The organism is Accumulibacter sp., from assembly GCF_036625195.1.
Lineage (GTDB): Bacteria > Pseudomonadota > Gammaproteobacteria > Burkholderiales > Rhodocyclaceae > Accumulibacter.
In genome coordinates, this window is sequence record NZ_JAZKUG010000001.1 from 4,651,271 (window position 1) to 4,670,950 (window position 19,680).

The window sequence follows — 19,680 nt, forward strand, 5'->3', positions numbered from 1 at the left end:
GAGGAAGACCGATGGCAGCTGAAAGAGCCGATACACCCGCGGACACCAGAACCGCACCCGTAGTGAAATGGAACGTAGACGACCTGAAGAGCTCCTACGTGAATTTCGCCAGTGCCAACAGCACTCGCGAGGAAGTGGTGTTGAATTTCGGACTGAATGACACCTGGGATCGTGTCACGCCTGAAGTGGAAGTGGCACTGGGGCATCGGCTCGTGATGAGTCCTTTCGCGGCCAAGCGATTGTCGGATCTGCTGGCCAAGCTCATCGGCGAGTATGAGACCCGCTACGGCGCGCTGAAATGAGGAGTTCGCGGAGTGTCTTCGCCCTACGAGGCATCGGAAGACGCTGAGCTGACGCTCGACACGGCGCAATTGTCGATCTTCGAGGCCGCCTTTACTTGACGTGGTCCAGGATGTCGGTCTCGCTGGCGCTGATGGGTGGTGGCCTGTCCAGTCGCGCCAGCAGCCGGAGCACCGTCGATCCGGGTGCGAGGTTGTTCCCGGTGCGTTGGGCAATTTCCGCTCAAGTGACCACGAAGTCCAGCGAGGTCAGCACCGGCGCGCCGACGAGGGTGGCGAAATGAACCGCAGCCGCTCCACTGTTGCCTCCTGCATCGTAGTACAGGGCACCGGTGACGCTGTCGTAGATCAGGTAGTCGTCGGCGTCGGCGGCGCTGGTGAAACCGGCACCCGCCCGGAACGATGAGGGGGCCAGGCTGCCTGTGGCGACGAGCGAGTTGAAGACGGCGTTTTCGAGTTCGATCGTGTCGTCGAGGACGTCGAAGTCGCCGACCGTGTCGCGGTTACTGACACTGTTGGGCAGGATGTCGAAGCGGACGATGTCGGCGCCGGCGCCGCCGACGAGACTATCGTTGCCGAAGCCACCGACCAGCCGGTCGTTGCCGGCGCCACCGACCAGAGTATCGTTGCCGTTGCCGCCTTCGATCCGGTTGGCGTTGCCATCGCCGGTGAGGGTGTCGGCGTAGGTCGATCCGGTGAGGTTCTCGATGGCAACGAGGGTGTCGCTGCCGGAGCCACCGGTCGCTTGCGGCCCGGTACTGGCGAGGCTGACGCTGACTCCGCCGCTGGCGCCGTAGAGGTAGCTGACGGTGTCGTTGCCACCCGCGCCGTCGAAGGCGTTGTTGCCCGTTGCGGCGTCGAGGAGGTTGTCGAGGCTGTTGCCGCTGAGGTTCGCCGCACCGACCGCGAGGATGCGACCGTTCTCGACGTTGGCACCGAGGGTGTAGCTGGCCAGATAGCTGAAGACCTGGTCTGTGCCGCCGCTGGTGGCGTTGGCGTTGGTTTCGCTAACGCTGTCGCCGGCATGATCCACATAGTAGAGGTCGGATCCGTCGCCGCCGATCAGGCTGTCGGCGCCCGTGCCGCCCCAGAGACGGTCGTTGCCGGCACCGCCGTCGAGCGTGTCGTTGCCGGCGGCGCCGTCGAGGAAGTCGTTGCCCTGGGCGCCATTGAGCCGATTGGCGTCACCACTGCCGGCCAAGGTGTCGTCATGGTTGGAGCCGGTGAGGTTCTCGATGGCGATGAGGGTGTCGCTGCCGGAACCACCGGTGGCCTGCGCGCCACCGAGGGCGAGGCTGACGCTGACCCCGCTGCTGGCGCCGTAGAGGTAGCTGACGGTGTCGTTGCCGGCGGCGCCGTCGAAGGCGTTGTTTCCCGTTGCAGCCTCGAGGACGTTGTCGAGGCCGTTGCCGCTGAGGTTCGCCGCGCCGGTGGCAAGGATGCGGCCGTTTTCGACGTGTGCGGTGAGGGTGTAGGCGGCGAGATGGCTGAAGATCTGGTCGGTACCGCCGCTGGTGGCGTCGGCGTTGGTCTCGACTACGGTGTCGCCGGCGTTGTCGATGGAGTACAGGTCGGAGCCATCGCCGCCGAGCATGCTGTCGGCACCGGCGCCGCCCAAGAGACGATCGTTGCCGGCGCCGCCGTCGAGCGTGTCGTTGCCGAAGCCGCCGTCGAGCAAGTCGTTGCCTTGAGCACCGCTGAGGCGGTTGGCGTTGCCATCGCCGGTAAGCGTATCGTCATGGCTGGAGCCGCTGAGGTTCTCAATGGCGATGAGGGTGTCGCTGCCGGAACCGCCAGTCGTCTGCGCACCAGCGATGGCGAGGCTGACGCTGACGCCGCTGCTGGCACCATAAAGGTAGCTGACGGTGTCGTTGCCACCGCCGCCGTCGAGAGTGTTGTTGCCCGTTCCGGCCTCGAGAAGGTTGTCGAGTCCGTTGCCACTGAGGCTGGCAGCGCCAACAGCAAGGATGCGGCCGTTCTCTACGTTGCCGGTGAGGGTGTAGGCAGCGAGGGCGCTGAACACCTGGTCGGTGCCGCCGCTGGTGGCGCTGCTGCTGGTCTCGCTGACGCTGTCGCCGGCGTTGTCGACGTAGTACGAGTCGGAGCCATCGCCGCCGATCAGGCTGTCGGCGCCGAGCCCACCGTCGAGCACGTCGTCGCCGGCGCCGCCATTGAGCGTGTCGTTGCCGTTGGCACCGTCAAGCCGGTTGGCACGGCCGTCGCCGGTCAGGGTGTCGGCGTAGATCGATCCGGCGAGGTTCTCGATGCCGCTGAAGGTGTCGCTCGCCGAGCCGCCGCTGGCGTTGCCGGTCGCCAGGCTGGCGATGACGCCGGCGCTTCCCGAGACGCCGTAGAGATACGAGACGGTGTCGCTGCCGTCGCCGCCGCTCAGGTTGTTGGCGCCGACTCCGGCGTAGAGGACGTTGTTGGTGGCGTTGCCGGTCAGGCTGGCCGCACCGCTGGCGAGGATGCGCCCGTTCTCGACGTTGGCGGTGAGGGAGTACGCGGCGAGGAAGCTGTAGACGATGTCGGTTCCGCCACTGGCGAGGTCGGCGTTGCTCTCGAGGACCTGGTCGGCCGCGTGGTCGACGTAGTAGCTGTCGCTGCCGTCGCCGCCGATCATCGTGTCGACATTGGCGGCGCCGTTGAGCGTGTCGTTGCCGGCGCCTCCGTCGAGGACGTTGGCGCCGCCGTCTCCGGTAAGGCTGTCGTTGTTGGCCGATCCAGTGAGGTTTTCGATGCCGCTGAAGGTGTCGCTTGCCGAGCCGCCGCTGGCGTTGCCGGTCGCCAGGCTGGCGGTGACGCCGCTGCTGCCGGCAACGCCGTAGAGGTACGAGACGGTGTCGCTGCCGTCGCCGCCGCTGAGGTTGTTGGCGCCGACTCCGGCGTAGAGGAGGTTGTTGCTGGCATTGCCGGTGAGGCTGGCGGAGCCGCTGGCGAGGATCCGCCCGTTCTCGACGTTGGCGGTCAGGGTGTATGCGGCGAGGAAGCTGTGGACGGTGTCGGCCCCGCCGCTGGCAGGATCGGCGTTGCCCTCGACCACCCGGTCGGCCACGTGGTCGACGTAGTAGCTGTCGCTGCCGTCGCCTCCGCTCATCGTGTCGCTGCCGGAGCCACCATCGAGCGAGTCGTTGCCGAAGCCACCATCGAGTGAGTCGTTGCCGGCACCGCCGTCGAGGAAGTTCGCGCCGCCGTCCCCGGTGAGGCTGTCGGCGTTGGCCGATCCGGCGAGGTTTTCGATGCCACTGAAGGTGTCACTTGCCGAGCCGTCGCTGGCGTTTCCGGTCGCCAGGCTGGCAACGACGCCGGCGCTTCCCGAGACGCCGTAGAGGTACGAGACGGTGTCGGTGCCGTCGCCGCCGATGAGGTTGTTGGCGCCGACTCCGGCGTAGAGGACGTTGTCGCTGGCGTTGCCGGTCAGGCTGGCCGAGGCGCTGGCGAGGATCCGCCCGTTCTCGACATTGGCGGTGAGGGAGTACGCAGCGAGGAAGCTGTAGACGATGTCGGTTCCGCCGTTGGCAGCCCCCGCGTTGGCCTCGACCACTTGGTCGGCCGTGTGGTCGACGTAATAACTGTCGTTGCCGTCGCCGCCGGTCATCGTGTCGCGACCAAAGCCACCATCGAGTGAGTCGTTGCCGGAGCCACCATCAAGCCAGTCGTTGCCGTTGTCGCCGTCAAGGACGTTGCCGCCGCCGTCGCCGGTGAGGCGGTCGGCGTTGGCCGAGCCAGTGAGGTTCTCGATGCCGCTGAAGGTGTCGTTCGCCGAGCCGCCGCTGGCGTTGCCGGTCGCCAGGCTGGCGATGACGCCGGCGCTTCCCGAGACGCCGTAGAGATACGAAACGGTGTCGGTGCCGTCGCCGCCCGTCAGGTTGTTGGCGCCGACTCCGGCGTAGAGGACGTTGTTGATGGCGTTGCCGGTGAGGCTCGCCGCACCGCTGGCGAGGATGCGCCCGTTCTCGACGTTGGCGGTGAGGGAGTACGCGGCGAGGAAGCTGTAGACGATGTCGGTTCCGCCACTGGCGAGGTCGGCGTTGCTCTCGAGGACCTGGTCGGCCGCGTGGTCGACGTAGTAGCTGTCGCTGCCGTCGCCACCGATCATCGTGTCGACGTTGGCGGCGCCGTTGAGCGTGTCGTTGCCGGCGCCTCCGTCGAGGACGTTGGCGCCGCCGTCTCCGGTAAGGCTGTCGTTGTTGGCCGATCCAGTGAGGTTTTCGATGCCGCTGAAGGTGTCGCTTGCCGAGCCGCCGCTGGCGTTGCCGGTTGCCAGGCTGGCGGTGACGCCGCTGCTGCCGGCAACGCCGTAGAGGTACGAGACGGTGTCGCTGCCGTCGCCGCCGCTGAGGTTGTTGGCGCCGACTCCGGCGTAGAGGAGGTTGTTGCTGGCATTGCCGGTCAGGCTGGCGGAGCCGCTGGCGAGGATCCGCCCGTTCTCGACGTTGGCAGTGAGGGTGTATGCGGCGAGGAAGCTGTGGACGGTGTCGGTTCCGCCGCTGGCAGGATCGGCGTTGCCCTCGACCACCCGGTCGGCCACGTGGTCGACGTAGTAGCTGTCGCTGCCGTCGCCGCCGCTCATCGTGTCGCTGCCGGAGCCACCATCGAGCGAGTCGTTGCCGAAGCCACCATCGAGTGAGTCGTTGCCGGCGCCGCCGTCGAGGAGGTTGGCGCCGCCGTCCCCGGTGAGGATGTCGGCGTTGGCCGACCCGGCGAGGTTTTCGATGCCACTGAAGGTGTCACTTGCCGAGCCGTCGCTGGCGTTTCCGGTCGCCAGGCTGGCGACGACGCCGGCGCTTCCCGAGACGCCGTAGAGGTACGAGACGGTGTCGGTGCCGTCGCCGCCGATGAGGTTGTTGGCGCCGACCCCGGCGTAGAGGACGTTGTCGATGGCGTTGCCGGTCAGGCTGGCCGAGGCGCTGACGAGGATCCGCCCGTTCTCGACGTTGGCGGTCAGGGAGTACGCAGCGAGGAAGCTGTAGACGATGTCGGTTCCGCCGTTGGCAGCCCCCGCGTTGGCCTCGACCACTTGGTCGGCCGTGTGGTCGACGTAATAACTGTCGTTGCCGTCGCCGCCGGTCATCGTGTCGGCGTTGGCGCCACCGTTGAGGGTATCGTTGCCGCCACCGCCGTCGAGGACATTGGCACCGCCGTCTCCGGTGAGGCTGTCGGCGTTGGCCGATCCGGCGAGGTTTTCGATGTTTCGCAAAGTGTCCTGGCCTGACCCGCCGGTAGACTGGGCGGTGGTCCGGGCGAGGCTGATGCTCACGCCGCTGGCTCCGACCACGCCGTACGCGTAGGAAACGGTGTCACCGCCAGCGCCGCCATCAAGAATGTTGCTGCCGATTCCAGCGTACAGGATATTGTCAAGACCGTTCCCGGTGCCGTTGGTCTCGCCGGGAGCGAGAAGCCGCAGGTTTTCCACATTCACTGGAAGGGTGTAGTCGGCCAGTCCACTGCAGACTGTGTCGTCTCCGCCTGTACTGCGATCTGCGTTGTTTTCGCTGATACTGTCGCCCGTCGCGTCGATGTAGTACAGGTCGTTGCCCTCATCGCCGCTGAGGGCATCCGAACCCCGTCCTCCGTCGAGCGTATCGTTACCGCCAGAGCCGCCGATGACATCGTCGCCTTCGCCCCCCAGGAGTGCATTGTCTTCGGAGTTGCCGAGCAGGACGTCGGCCAGATCGCTGCCGATCAGGTGCTCGATGTTCAGAAGGGTATCCAGACCGGACCCGCCGGTTCGCTGCGCATCCGTGGCGGCGAGGCTGACGGAGCTGCCCAGTGCTCCTGCCATGACGCCATACGCATAGGAGACGGTATCGCTGCCGGCGCCGCCATCGAGCAGGTTGTCCCCCTCGCCGGCATAGAGCACATTGTTCAACTCGTTGCCGGTCGCGTTGGCGCTACCCGTCGTCAGCAGCCGGAGGTTCTCGACGTTGTCTGGAAGTGCGTAGGCGGCGAGCGTGCTCCACACGGTGTCCTCGCCCGCCGTCGGTTGATTCGTCTCCCTGACCACGTCAGCCAGGTTGTCCACGTAGTACAGATCGCTGCCGTCGCCTCCTTCCAGCGTGTCGGCTTCCGATCCACCGTCCAGCGTGTCGGCACCGGCGCCCCCCGAGATCTCGTTCCTGCTGGCGTCGCCGCGAAGAAGATCGTCAAAGTCGCTACCGGCAAGATTCTCGATGTTGAGCAGCTCGTCGGATCCTGAGCCACCGGTCAGTTGCTCGCCCGTTATCGACAGGTTGACGCTGACGCCCGACGCCGCGTCGACGTAGGACACCGTGTCGTTGCCAGTTCCGCCATCGAGAAGGTTTCTGCCCGAACCAGCGAAGAGGGTGTTGTCGAGGCTGTTTCCGACGCCATCGGCGGCGCTGGATGCGAGCAGACGCAAGTTCTCGACGTTGCTGGTGAGCGTATAGGTAGACAGTGCGGAGTACACCACGTCGAGGCCACCGGTACGCGCGTCGGAACCGGTTTCGGTCACCACGTCGCCGGCGTCATCGACGCGGTAGATGTCGTTTCCGTCTCCCCCGATCATCGTGTCTGCACCGGCAGCGCCATCCAGAGTGTCGCTGCCGGCGCCGCCGGATAGCAGGTTGTTGCTCGCCGAACCAGCCAGCGAGTCGTCGGAAGCGCTTCCGGTGACATGCTCCACACGGAGCAACACATCAAGACCGGATCCCCCTGTCGTCTGCGCACTGGTCAGAGCAAGGTTGACGCTGATGGCTGTGGCGGCGGTGGCATACGAGGCGGTATCCTCACCGTCACCGCCATCGAGGGTGTCGTTGCCGGAGCCACCGTCGAGCTGGTCGTCGCCGCCGTTACCGTACAAGGCATTGCGCCCGTCGTCGCCCGCCAGGATGTCGTCAAAATCGCTGCCGGCAACGTTCTCGAAATTCAGCAGGCGGTCAACACCGGAACCGCCGGTCGCTTGAGCGGTGCTTGAGTCAAGATTGATGCGGACGGCAGAGGGCGCGAAAAGGTAGGAGACGGTGTCGCTGCCGTCTCTGCCGTCGAGCTCGTTGTTGCCGCCGCTCGCATGAACGATGTTGTTCAGATCGTTGCCGTTGGCGCTGCTGGCGACGAGCGCGAGCAGCCGCAGGTTCTCGACGTTGTCGGCAAGCGTGTAAGCGGTGAGCGTGGTCCATACGGTGTCATCCCCTCCCGTCACTCGGTCGGCGTTGGTCTCGACGACGAGGTCGCCGGCGTCGTCGACATCATAGCGGTCGTTGCCGTCACCTCCGTTCAGACTGTCGGCGCCTTCAGCGCCGTCAATTGTGTCGTCGCCAGCACCGCCGCCAATGCGGTTTCTGTCGGCATTGCCCACGAGTGCGTCGGCAAACGCGGATCCGTCCAGATGCTCGACTTCCAGCAGGGTGTCGAAGCCCGAACCAGCAGTCGCTTGCGCGCCAACGACAGCGAGACTGACGCTGACACCCCGAATCGCGTAAGCGTAGGAAACGGTATCGCTGCCCGCGCCCCCGTCGAGCACGTTGTTCCCGGAACCAGAAAAGAGCATGTTGTCGAGAGCATTGCCCGTTGCCTCGGCCGTGTCGGCCGCCAGGATGCGCAGATTTTCGACGTTGGCAGTCAGCGAGTAGGCAGCCAGCAGGCTGTTTACCATGTCACTGCCACCGGTACTCAGGCTGGCGTTGGCTTCGCTGACTACGTCCGCCGAATCGTCCACAAAATACACGTCGCTGCCGTCGCCACCGCTCAAGGAGTCTGCTCCGAGGCCTCCATCAAGGGTGTCGTCCCCCGTGCCACCAGCAAGCGTGTCGTTGCCCGCTGCGCCGACCAGCCGGTTCGCGCCGGCGTTGCCGGTCAGTCGATCCGCGAAGCCAGTGCCGACGAGATGTTCGAGGTTCAGCAGGGTGTCGGAACCGGCACCCCCGGTAGCCTGCGCCGTGTTCACTGCAAGGCTGACGGTGACTGCTGCAACGGCCGACTGGTAGGACGCGATGTCTTCGCCGTTGCCACCGTCAAGCGTGTCGTTGCCGGCCCCGCCGTCGACCGTGTCATCGCCGAACCCACCAATGAGGCTGTCATTTTCTGCTGCGCCATCCAGTCTGTTGGCACCAGCATCGCCTTTCAACACATCACGAAAATCACTCCCCGCAAGGTGTTCGATGTTGAGCAGCACGTCCGACCCTGACCCGCCGGTTGGCTGGGCGGCGGTCAGGCTCAGGTCGACGCTGACACCGGAGGTCGCTGAAGCGTAAGATGCCGTGTCTTCCCCGCCACCGCCGTCAAGGGTGTCGTCGCCACTGCTGCCGTCCAGCAAGTCGTCACCGTCGTCGCCTGCCAGCCGGTTGCTGCCCGAATCGCCGGTCAGCATGTCGGCCAGGGCACTGCCGCTGAGATGTTCGATACGGGACAGCGAATCCGAGCCGGATCCGCGGGTCGCCTGGCTTGCAGAAGTAGCCAGCGTCACCACAACGCCAACGCCGCCATTCACGCCAAGGGCATACGAAACGGTATCGCTGCCCAGGCCGCCATCGAAGAAGTTGTCCCCAGGGCTGGCGTAGAGGATGTTGTTCCCGTCGTTGCCGGAACCAAAGCGGGGCTCGGTCCCAATCAAGCGTAGGATTTCGACGTTGGTGGGGAGTGTATAGGCACTCAACGAACTGACCACGGTATCCTCACCACCGGTCACGCGAACAGCGTTGGTTTCGAAGACCAGGTCGGCGGTCGTGTCCACGTAGTAGAGATCGTCGCCATCCCCGCCCTCGAGCGTGTCGACGCCAGCCGCCCCATCCAGTGTGTCGTTGCCGTTGCCACCACGGAGCCAATTGGCGCCACCATTTCCGGTCAGCGTGTCTGCAAAGGCACTTCCGAGGAGATGCTCGACATTCAGCAGGCTGTCAATTCCCGAACTGCCGGTAGCCTGGGGCCCAGCCACGGCGAGCCTGACGCTGGCGCCACCCGTTGCCGAAGCGTAGGAAACAGTATCAATGCCCGCCCCGCCGTCGAGCGTGTCGTCACCAGCGCCTCCGTCCAGTGTATCGTCCCCGCCTCCACCAGCCAGCATGTTGGCAGCGGAATTGCCGCTGAGCGTGTCGCTCAGGCTGCTGCCGACGAGATGCTCGATGTTCAACAGGGTGTCCGATCCCGACCCGCCGGTGCTCTGGGCCGTCGTCAGCAGGAGGCTGACGTGGATGCCGCTGCTGGCGCTGACGCCGTACGCCCAGGAAACAGTGTCGCTGCCGTCGCCACCGTTCAGGACGTTGTCGCCCGCTGCAGCGTAAAGCAGGTTGTCGAGCTCGTTTCCCGCCAGGCGGGCTACGCCGGTGGCGAGGATCCGGCCGTTCTCGACGTTGGCGGTGAGGGTGTATGCGGCGAGGAAGCTGTAGGCGATGTCGGTGCCGCCGCTGCCGAGGTTGGCGCTGGTCTCGATCACCTGGTCGGCAACGTGGTCAACGTAGTAGTTGTCGTTCCCGTCACCGCCGGCCATCGTGTCGGCGTTGCCGCCGCCGTTGATCGAGTCGTTGCCGCTGCCGCCGTCGATGACGTTGGCGCCACCGTCGCCAGTGAGGTTATCGGCGTTGGCCGATCCCGTCAGGTTCTCGATACCGCTGAAGGTGTCGCTCGCCGAGCCGCCGCTGGCGGTGCCGGTCGCCAGGCTGGCGATGACGCCGGCGCTTCCCGAGACGCCGTAGAGATACGAGACGGTGTCGGTGCCGTCGCCGCCCGTCAGGTTGTTGGCGCCGACTCCGGCGTAGAGGAGGTTGTTGATGGCGTTGCCGGTGAGGCTGGCCGCACCGCTGGCGAGGATGCGCCCGTTCTCGACGTTAGCGGCCAGAGTATGGGCGGCGAGGAAGCTGTAGACGATGTCGGTTCCGCCGCTGGCGAGGTCGGCGTTGCTCTCGAGGACCTGGTCGGCCGCGTGGTCGACGTAGTAGCTGTCGCTGCCGTCGCCGCCGATCATCGTGTCGACATTGGCGGCGCCGTTGAGCGTGTCGTTGCCGGCGCCTCCGTCGAGAACGTTGCTGCCTCCGTCTCCGGTAAGGCTGTCTGCGTTGGCCGACCCGGTGAGGTTCTCGACGGCAGTGAAGCGATCGCTCCCCGAGCCACCACTGGCCGTGCCGGTGGCGAGACTGGCGCTGATTCCGGAGGCGCCACTGACGCCATACTGGTACGAGACGGTGTCGGTACCGATCCCACCATCGAGGACGTTGTTGCCGGCAGCGGCATAGAGGACGTTGTCCAGCTCGTTGCCCGTTCCATTCGCCACGCCCGAAGCCAGCAGACGCAGATTCTCGACGTTGGCCGTCAAGGTGTAAGCGGCGAGAGAGGTGGCAACGGTATCGTTGCCTCCCAGCACGCGATCGGCAGTGCCCTCGCTGACCTGATCGCCGCCCGTGTCGACGTAATACAGGTCGTCGCCGTCACCACCGAGCAGCGTGTCCGATCCGGCACCACCATCCAGCGTGTCGTTTGCCGCTCCACCAGCAATCCGATTGGCGCTGCTGTTTCCGGTCAGATTGTCGGCGAAGGCGCCGCCAATCACGTGCTCGATGTTCATCAGGACATCGCTGCCCGCGCTACCGGTGGTCTGCGGTCCGGCCAGAGCCAGGCTGACGGTGACTCCGCCGCTGGCCGAGCCATAGGCCGCGGTGTCATCGCCGCTGCCGCCGTCGAGCGTGTCGGCGCCGGCGCCGCCATCGAGCGTGTCGTTGCCGCTGCCACCGGCGAGGACGTTGGCGCCGCCGTCTCCGGTGAGGTTGTCGGCGTTGGCCGATCCGGTCAGGTTCTCGATACCGCTGAATGTGTCGTTTGCCGAGCCGCCGCTGGCGTTGCCGGTTGCCAGGCTGGCAATGACGCCGGCGCTTCCCGAGACGCCGTAGAGATACGAGACGGTGTCGGTGCCGTCGCCGCCCGTCAGGTTGTTGGCGCCGACTCCGGCGTAGAGAACGTTGTTGATGCCGTTGCCGGTCAGGCTCGCCGCACCGCTGGCGAGGATTCGCCCGTTCTCGACGTTGGCGGACAGAGTATGGGCGGCGAGGAAGCTGTAGACGATGTCGGTTCCGCCACTGGCAAGGTCGGCGTTGCTCTCGATGACCTGGTCGGCCGCGTGGTCGACGTAGTAGCCGTCGCTGCCGTCGCCGCCGATCATCGTGTCGACATTGGCTGCGCCGTTGAGCGTGTCGTTGCCGGCGCCTCCGTCGAGGACGTTGGCGCCGCCGTCTCCGGTAAGGCTGTCGGCGTTGGCCGATCCGGTGAGGTTCTCGATGGCAGTGAAGCGATCGCTTCCCGAGCCACCACTGGCCGTGCCGCTGGTGAGACTGGCGCTGACTCCGGAGGTGCCACTGACGCCATACTGGTACGAAACGGTGTCGGTACCGATCCCACCATCGAGGACGTTGTTGCCGGCAGCGGCATAGAGGACGTTGTCCAGCTCGTTGCCCGTTCCATTCGCCACGCCCGAAGCCAGCAGACGCAGATTCTCGACGTTGGCCGCCAACGTGTAAGCGGCGAGAGAGGTAGCAACGGTATCGTTGCCTCCCAGCACGCGATCGGCAGTGCCCTCGCTGACCTGATCGCCGCCCGTGTCGACGTAATACAGGTCATCCCCGTCACCGCCTGTCAGGGAATCGGCGCCCGCACCACCGTCGAGCGTGTCGTTGCCTGCTTTTCCCTCCAGCACATCCCTTGCCGGTCCGCCGACCAGGGTGTCGTTGTCAGGTGCGCCCACAAGCCACAAGCGGACAGCACTGCGCACGAGAAGCTGAGCGGCCGCGACGCGGTTGTTCAACACCTCGTAGGCGGAACTACCATAGGAGACGTTTCCCGCATTGATCCACCCACCGCCGTCCACTACCACAAGGATGTCGCCGTCGTTTCCGGACACCACGAGTTGGTGGCGTCTTTCGGGGTCGCTTCCGCCGGCGCCTCCCGCGGCCAAGTCGTAGGTTCCGTCGACCCACCCGCTCGCGTTGTTGAGCAGATTGGTGCCGGTCACGTCGAGCACGTCCCTGACGACCAGCCGGAGTACGTTGTTGCCCGTGCCGGTGAGGTCGATCCATTCGATCGACTCCAGACGTGAGAGGCTGCCAGGCGTGCCACCGCCTTGGTTGGGAACGCTCCGGAGGTCGAGCGTGAGGCCCGACCCGTCCACAATCAGCCGGTCGGTACCTGTTCCACCATCGATACGCGAGAGCCTTCCTGATGTGACACCTGCCGCCAGCGCCGCCACGTTGGCTGCATTGACGATGAAGCTGTCGTCGCCGGAACCGCCGTAGAGAACGTCGACACCGCCACCGGCGATGAGCGTATCGTTACCGGCGCCTGCTACGATTGTCTCAGCAAGTGCCGTCCCGACGAGAGTTTCGTCGGCCGACGTCCCTAGCTGATCTACCGAACCCGGGGCGAAGACACCGTTGGTCCTGCCAAAGACCACGTAACCCCGCCCGGCGTCGACCGCGGCATGTGGGTCGCCGCCCGGCGCTCCGAGAAACAGGTCCCCCAGCCCGTCACCATTGAAGTCCCCAGTTCCCGCGACACTCGTGCCGCTCCAGTCTCCTGCGTTCTCTCCATTGAGGGCGAATCCCCCAATTCCCGCGGCGATCGCCGATAAGTCAATGGCTTCACTGCCCGTCTTCCCCCAGACGACATAGGCGCGTCCCGCATCAGCGCGCCCGGCAGGATCACTGTAAGGGGCGCCGACGAGCAGGTCGGCCAGACCGTCGCCGTTGAGGTCGCCAGCCGTCGCGATGCTGTAACCGCTCGAGTCGTCGACGCCTTCGCCATTGACGACAAAGCCGCCACTGCCACCGGCAATTGCAGCGAGGGAAACCTGTGCGCCTCCCGACTTGCCGAAAACCACGTAGGTTCGGCCAGCGTCGCTCCCCGACACGGGGTCGCTTCCCGGCGCGCCGATCAGGAGGTCGGCAAAACCGTCTCCGTTGACGTCGCCGGCCGCGGCAACGACTCGTCCGCTCCGCTCGCCGGAACTCTGGCCACCGATGACGAAACCACCGCTGCCGCTGGCAATGGCCGAAAGCTCAACCGCAGCACCGCCAGTCTTGCCGAAAACGACATAACTCCTGCCGACAGAGGCCGGGCCCACGCCGGGAGCGCCAACGATGAGATCGGCGAGGCCATCGCCGTTGACGTCCCCGGCGGCAGAAACACTGTTGCCGCTGATCTCGCCGGCTGAGGTGCCGTTGATGACGAAACCACCACTGCCGCTGGCGACCGCTGCGAGGTCCATGGCGGCGATTCCGGTCCGACCAAAAACGACGTAACTGCGACCCGCTGCGCTGCCCGCTGCCGGGTCTGCGCCGAGGGCACCGACGATCAGGTCCGCCAGGCCGTCGCCATTGACGTCGCCAGCGGCGCTGGCGCTCAAACCGCTGTAATCGCCAGCACTCTGACCGTCAAGCACGAAGCCGCCAGCACCGCCACCGGCAATCACCTCTAGATCAACGGCGTCGCTTCCACTCTTGCCAAACACCAGGAAAGTGCGTCCAGCACTGCTTGCACCGGCGGGGTCACCAAACGGCACTCCAACAATCAGGTCATCGAGGCCATCGCCGTTGATGTCACCGGCACCGGCGACAAGTCGGCCGCTCTGGTCATTGCCGTGCTGGCCGGAGATGATGAAGCCATCGACGCCCAGGGCAACACTTGACAAACTGACGATGCCGCTGCTGCTGGTGCCGAAAACGACATAGCTTTTCCCGGCGCGTTCGCCGAGACTGAGCGGCTCGGGCGCTCCGAGAATCAGATCAGCGAGTCCGTCGCCGTTGACATCGCCCGCTGCAGCCACACTCCAGCCCGCCGCATCGGCAGCACTGTGTCCGTCAATGACTAGGCTTCCGCCATCGATCGCTAGGTCAGAGAGCTCCAGGGTAGGCATGGCGACTCGCTTCCGGTTACTGGTCAAGGTCTCGCTTGATGTTACAAGAAAAGTCCTCACAAGAAACAGGTTTGCAAATCACTGCTTCTTGAGGAGGGAAAGAAATGGGCAGCTGAAGTGAGTTGTGTGGGTTGATCGTTGCGAGGATGGTCATCGACGTGATCGAAGCGCGGCTGACGACTCGATCGAACAGCAAAAGTGGCCGTCATTGGTGTAGCATTGGCGCCCTTCCCCACTTTCACTGATTCCGGTTCCCCTGCCAGTGGCGGAGCATCCGCCCTGCTGGGTGCGGGCGGAGATTGGACGGGGCCGCCCCAACCGCCGTTTCGACGATGATGCTCATGTCTGATTTCCCTTGCCTTGACCGGCAACCAGCACTGTGGTGATTGTTGCGTCTCTGCCCACTGGGCATGACTTCCATGACGAACGGCCACATCGCGCGACCGCCGCAGCGACTGCGATCGGTGGCGATGGCGAAGGAACGAGCAGAGGCCGTCGGCGACGCACGGCATTCTGCCCAGCCCCATCAATCTGTCAGCGCAAGGTATCGATAGCCGCGTAGCCCACGCCAACGCCCGAGCGATCCAACATGACCCAGATCATTTCCATGGCCAGCAAGTACAGCCGCGCGAGCCTCGTGCGATCCTGGACCACCCACAGACTTTTCTGGCTGACCGTGGTCGTGCCGACGTTTCTGGCCATTCTGTATTTCGGCCTCATGGCCTCGGACATCTTCATCAGCGAATCCCGTTTCGTCGTCCGCAGCCCGGAGCGGCAGGCGACCTCGCCTCTGGGCATCATCTTCAAGGGTGCGGGCTTCACCCGTTCGCAGGACGACAGCTACACGGTGCAGGACTTCATACTCTCGCGCGATGCCCTGCGCGTGCTCGACCAGGAACTGGATCTGCGCCGCGCTTTGGGCCAAGGGGATCTGTTCCGGCGCTTCCCCGGCCTCGACTGGGACGACAGTTTCGAGAACCTGCACCGCTACTACCAGAAGATGGTGGTCAGTACGCAACTCGATTCGACCTCATCGATCGCCACGGTGACCGTTCGCGCCTTCACTGCCGAGGATGCGCTGCGTATGAACCAGATGCTGCTCGAGATGAGCGAAAAACTGGTCAATCGCCTCAACGAGCGCGGCCGGCAGGACATGATTCGCTTCGCGGCCAACGAGGTCGTGGAGGCAGAGAAGAAGGCGAAGCTGGCGGCCTTGACCCTGGCCCGTTACCGCAACGAGAAAGGCGTCATCGACCCGGAGCGGCAGTCCGCCATTCCTCTGCAGCAGATCGCCAGGTTGCAGGAAGAGCTCATCGCCGCCAAGACGCAACTGGTGCAATTGCAGATGATCACCAAGGACAACCCACAGATCCCGGTGCTCAGGAAGCGCATCGAAATCCTCGAACACGAAGTCGAGCTCGAGTCGGCTCGGGTGACCGGCGGCGGCCGCTCGCTGGCCAGCAAGGCGGCCGAGTTTCAGCGGCTGGTACTGGAGAAGGAATTTGCCGACAAGCAGCTCGCGAGCGCGTTCGCTTCGCTTGAACAGGCGCGCAACGAGGCGCAGCGGCAGGCACTCTACCTCGAGCGGGTGGCACAGCCCAGTCTGCCCGACGAGGCGATGGAGCCCCGGCGCCTGCGCATCATCCTCGCCGTTTTCGTCCTCGGCCTGATCGCCTGGGGCGTCCTGACGATGCTCGTCGCCGGCATCAGGGAACATCAGGATTGACGACCATGAGTGGCACAAGCCTCACCCGGTCGGCCGCCATCCAGCAGCGCGTCATCGGTGCCTTGTTGCTGCGCGAGGCGATCACGCGTTATGGCAGGCATGGATTCGGGGTGCTCTGGATCATCATCGAGCCCGCCCTGTTCACCCTGGGGGTTGCTGGCTTCTGGTACTTGGCCAGGATGAACATCCTGTCCAGCATCCCGATCATTGCCTTCGCCATCACCGGCTATTCGTCGGTCCTGATGTGGCGCAACACCTCGAACCGCTGCTCGAAGGCGATCGAGTCGAACCGCCCACTGATGTATCACCGCAACGTCAATGTCCTCGATATATTCCTGGCGCGAATCGTTCTTGAATGGGTTGGTGCCACGGCCTCGATCGCGGTCCTGACGATCCTTTTCGCCAGCGTGGGCGCGATGAACTGGCCAGAAGATCCGTGGCCGATCATTGGCGGCTGGCTTCTCCTGGCTTGGTTTTCTCTCGGGCTTGGACTCATCGTCGGCGCCTTGTCCGAATACTCCGAGACCTTCGAGCGTACCTGGCCCATCACGACCTACCTCCTCTTTCCACTTTCCGGCGCGGTGTTCATGGTCCATTGGCTGCCGCCTGCTGCGCAGGAAGCCGTCCTCTGGCTGCCCATGGTGCACGGGGTGGAGATGATTCGCCATGGCTATTTTGGCGACCTCGTACCCACACACGGGGATCCGATCTATTTTTCCGCCGCCAACCTTGTGCTGACGTTGATTGGTCTGGCACTTTCGCGGGAGGCCGGCCGCAGGGTGCGGACGAGATGATCGAGCTGTACGGGATCCACAAGAGCTATCGCACGCGCAGCGGCTTGCATACCGTGCTTGACGGGATCGACCTGACGGTCCATCCGGGGGAAAAGCTCGGCATTCTCGGCTGTAACGGCGCCGGCAAGTCGACACTCATCCGGATCCTCAGCGGCGCTGATCTTCCCTCCGCCGGGAGAATCCGCCGCGACATGACTGTCTCGTGGCCACTCGCCTTCGGCGGTGCATTCCAGACACATCTGACGGGGCTGGACAACCTCAAGTTCGTTTGCCGGATCTACGGTGTGGACTATAAACCCCTCATCCGCTTTGTCGAGGACTTCGCCGAACTCGGTCCCTATTTTCGCGAGCCGGTGTTTCATTACTCCCATGGCATGGTCACACGCTTGGCGTTTGCGCTGTCCATGGCCATCGAGTTCGACTGTTTCCTGATCGATGAAGCGATGGTCGTGGGCGACGCGCGCTTTCATGAGAAGAGCCATCACGAACTGTTGCACAAGCGAAAGGACCGTGCCTACATTCTGGTCAGTCATGACGCGAATGTAATCAGGCTCTATTGCCAGACCGCTCATGTCCTGCATGAAGGCAAGTTGCATGCCTTCGGCAATGTTGAGCAGGCGTATGACTATTACCAGGGAATTCTTCACCAGCAGCCACATCTCGCGCTGCCGGCGAAGGAATTCTAGCTTCCTTCATATCGTGAAAGCCGATCAGACCCAATCCCCTGCCGCCATGCGCGTACTCCTCGAAATGCGTCCGGCTCTTGACGGCCATGCGGGAATTCCGCAGGAAACCCGGCTACTGTTCAATGGCCTGAGGACCCTGCGGGGTATCAACGTCGAGGGACTGATCCAGAGCAGCAGCCACGTTCTCGCCAAGGGACTGCCGACCGTCGAAAGCCGCTGGCATGCGCCGCTGACGCGAGACAAGCAGATCAACCGTCTCTCGCGTGTGGTCGTTTCACTGCAGCAGAGGATCTCGAATGCACATCTGGCAGCGGTGGGGATGACAACGCGACGTTTGCTTGGTCGCCAGGAAAGACTGAGCCGATTCGAGGCAACCCATTTCCGCGACTTCATCTGGCGGATGCTCTTTGCGAGAACCCTGCCATATGAGAACTTCGATGCGGTGACCTGCGCCGATTTCCGCGTTGCCCGGGTGCCGTGGACAGCCATGCATCGTTGCGCCCTGCTCACCAAGAAGTTGGGCTATGCCCTCTATCCTCGCCTCGACACCTCAGACTATGACGTGCTGATCGTCGAGACGCCTTATCCGGCGATCGTCGCGCCATCGACGACGCTCGTTGTCCGCTACCACGACGCCATACCACTTCTGATGCCGCACACGATTTCCGACAAGGTGTATCATCAGGCGTCACACTACCAGGCACTGCGGAACAATGTGACGCGTGGCGGCTTTTTCTCCTGTGTTTCTGACGCAACGAGAAGCGATCTGCTGTCCATCTTTCCACAAGCCGAAGCGCGCTCGACAACCATCTACAACATGGTTTCACATCACTACTTCCCGGAGGAGTCGTCGCCCGCACGCGTGCCCGAAATCATCGCAACGAGACGCAACGACAGGATTCCCGCACGTGCCACAGCGACTGAAGGATCGCTACGGGACGGCGGGGCGCCACTCGAATTCCTACTGATCGTATCGACGATCGAACCCCGGAAGAATCACACAACGCTCTTGGCGGCATGGGAGAAGTTGCGTACCGAGCGTTTCCCGAACCTCAAACTGGTGGTCGTCGGCATGCTCGGCTGGGGGAACAAAGCCATTGTCAAGAAGTTTCTCCCGTGGATCGAGCGTGGCGAGTTGTTCGTTCTTGCCGACGTACCATCGCCGGAACTTCGGCTGCTTTACAAGCACGCAAAGGCAACCATCTGCCCAAGCTTTGGCGAGGGATTTGATTTCTCCGGAGTGGAAGCAATGCGCAGCGGGGGCGCCGTGGTGGCCTCGGAAATCACGGTACACCGCGAGGTCTACGGTGATGCGGCAGAGTACTTCAGTCCATACTCCATTGCCGACTCGGCGCGAGCAATCGCTGCCGTGATCGCTCCGGAGCGGCGCGAGCGGCGACTGGAACTGGTCGCCAAGGGTGCAGTGACGTCCTGTCGCTACCTGCCTGATCGGCTTCTTCCCCAGTGGCAGGAGTTCCTGCAAAAGATCAGGGCGCCCGGCATTGCGGCGACGAAGGGGATGCGGACGTGACCACGGACGTCGCATGGGAGGAATGGGGTCGCAGGGATCCGTATTTTGGCGTCATTACCGATCCGAAGTTTCGGCGAGCAGAGCTTACGGATGCGGCGAGAAACGAGTTCTTCGAATCCGGACGGGTGCACGTCGATTACGTGTTGCGAATGATCAGACAATACATCTCGCCCAATTTTCAGCCGAAATCCGTGCTCGACTTCGGTTGCGGCGTCGGACGCCTGCTGGTCCATTTTGCACCAACCGCCGCCGAGGTGGTTGGCGTCGACGTATCCCTTTCCATGCTTGAAGAGGCACAAAGAAACTGCAACGTGTTCGGTGTCAGTAACGTCCGCCTTTTACCGTCCGACGACCGGCTGACGACATTGACCGACAGCCACTATGACCTGATTCATTCGTTCATCGTCTTCCAGCATGTAGCACCGGAGCGTGGCCGCGAGATCTTTCGCCGAATGCTCGACCACCTTGCTGTTGGAGGGATTGGAGCTGTTCACTTCTCTTATTCCAAAGCTTGCTATGCATCAACCAACGGGGTTGCGCCTCCTGCCCCCGCCGCCGCATCCATTCCTGGCGCGGTCCGGATATGGCGAACGTCAGCGGCCACCCCGCCACTTGGCGCCGACCCCGAAATGCAGATGAATCCATACAACCTGAATGAATTGCTGTTCATTCTTCAGGGCGCCGGAGTGCGCAGGTTCCATGTGGAGTTCACGGATCATGGCGGTGAACTGGGGGTCTTCCTGTTTTTCCAGAAATTGCCTTGAGGCAATGCGAACGGAAGAGGTTTTCGCC

Annotated in this window: 7 protein-coding genes; 6 read left to right on the plus strand and 1 reads right to left on the minus strand. The window is 64.0% G+C overall.

Annotation, left to right across the window (positions count from 1 at the left end; all coding sequences use genetic code 11):
• Window positions 1–11 precede the first annotated feature (11 nt).
• Entirely contained in the window at window positions 12–302 is a 291-nt protein-coding gene (locus V5B60_RS20450; RefSeq protein WP_332349732.1) for a DUF3467 domain-containing protein, read from the plus strand.
• 220 nt (window positions 303–522) lie between these two features.
• Here V5B60_RS20450 and V5B60_RS20455 read toward each other — a convergent pair whose 3' ends face one another.
• Complete coding sequence (locus V5B60_RS20455) at window positions 523–14,151, minus strand: hypothetical protein (RefSeq protein ID WP_332349734.1); 13,629 nt, start codon at window positions 14,149–14,151, stop codon at window positions 523–525.
• 589 nt (window positions 14,152–14,740) lie between these two features.
• Between V5B60_RS20455 and V5B60_RS20460 the strand changes: the two genes are divergently transcribed.
• Genes V5B60_RS20460 through V5B60_RS20480 form a run of 5 tightly spaced genes read left to right on the plus strand, consistent with a single transcriptional unit; the run spans window position 14,741 to window position 19,652 of the window.
• The gene (locus V5B60_RS20460; RefSeq protein ID WP_332349736.1) at window positions 14,741–15,877 is read left to right on the plus strand and encodes a hypothetical protein; all 1,137 of its coding nucleotides are present in this window, start codon (window positions 14,741–14,743) and stop codon (window positions 15,875–15,877) included.
• Window positions 15,878–15,882: 5 nt separating this feature from the next.
• Window positions 15,883–16,671, plus strand: coding sequence for an ABC transporter permease (locus V5B60_RS20465; RefSeq protein WP_332349738.1), 789 nt, complete (start codon window positions 15,883–15,885; stop codon window positions 16,669–16,671).
• Window positions 16,668–17,357 (plus strand): ABC transporter ATP-binding protein, encoded by a 690-nt coding sequence (locus V5B60_RS20470; RefSeq protein WP_332349741.1) that lies wholly within the window; start codon window positions 16,668–16,670, stop codon window positions 17,355–17,357. Before V5B60_RS20465 ends, V5B60_RS20470 begins: the two co-directional genes overlap by 4 nt.
• Complete coding sequence (locus V5B60_RS20475) at window positions 17,266–18,888, plus strand: glycosyltransferase family 4 protein (RefSeq protein WP_332349743.1); 1,623 nt, start codon at window positions 17,266–17,268, stop codon at window positions 18,886–18,888. Before V5B60_RS20470 ends, V5B60_RS20475 begins: the two co-directional genes overlap by 92 nt.
• The gene (locus V5B60_RS20480; protein ID WP_332349745.1) at window positions 18,885–19,652 is read left to right on the plus strand and encodes a class I SAM-dependent methyltransferase; all 768 of its coding nucleotides are present in this window, start codon (window positions 18,885–18,887) and stop codon (window positions 19,650–19,652) included. The genes V5B60_RS20475 and V5B60_RS20480 overlap by 4 nt, the downstream gene beginning before the upstream one ends.
• Window positions 19,653–19,680 lie beyond the last annotated feature (28 nt).